This window comes from Reyranella sp. (assembly GCF_052439685.1).
In the GTDB taxonomy this organism is placed as follows: domain Bacteria; phylum Pseudomonadota; class Alphaproteobacteria; order Reyranellales; family Reyranellaceae; genus Reyranella.
This window is the reverse complement of the sequence record NZ_JBQVQG010000015.1, coordinates 136,047-136,433: the sequence shown is the minus strand read 5'-3', so window position 1 is coordinate 136,433 and position 387 is coordinate 136,047. Positions and strand designations below refer to the sequence as shown.

Below are 387 nucleotides of genomic sequence, written 5' to 3'. Positions count from 1 at the left end.
GTCCTGACCGTGAACCACGCGACGACCGGCGCACCGGTGGTCCTTCGGCAGATCGAGCAGTGGCACATCGTCTCGTGCCACGGCTCGCCGCCGGCCTCGTAGCGAACGGTCCCACAGAAACAACCACCCTTCAGCATCGCTCCTCCCGCGCCGCCAGCCGCGCTCATTTCCCGCAATAGGCTTCGATGCGATAGCCGTCGGGATCGATCACGAAGGCCGCATAGTAGGTCGGGCTGTAATCCGCCCGAACGCCCGGCTTGCCGTTGTCCGCCCCGCCGGCGGCCAGCGCGCTCGCATAGAACGCGTCGACCGCCTCGCGGTTCTGCGCCACCAGACAGAAATGCAGGCCGGAATCGCTGTCGGCCTTTACGGGACGGGCCGACTTTC

At 66.9% G+C, this 387-nt stretch carries 1 protein-coding gene and 1 pseudogene; both read right to left on the bottom strand.

Annotated features, from left to right (window positions below; translation table 11 throughout):
- The coding region (locus ACT6UX_RS19255) for a GFA family protein (RefSeq protein ID WP_444776767.1) at positions 1-137 on the bottom strand (137 nt) is incomplete at its 3' end.
- 26 nt (positions 138-163) lie between these two features.
- Positions 164-387 (bottom strand): annotated as a pseudogene (locus tag ACT6UX_RS19250) (VOC family protein); the annotation flags it as partial.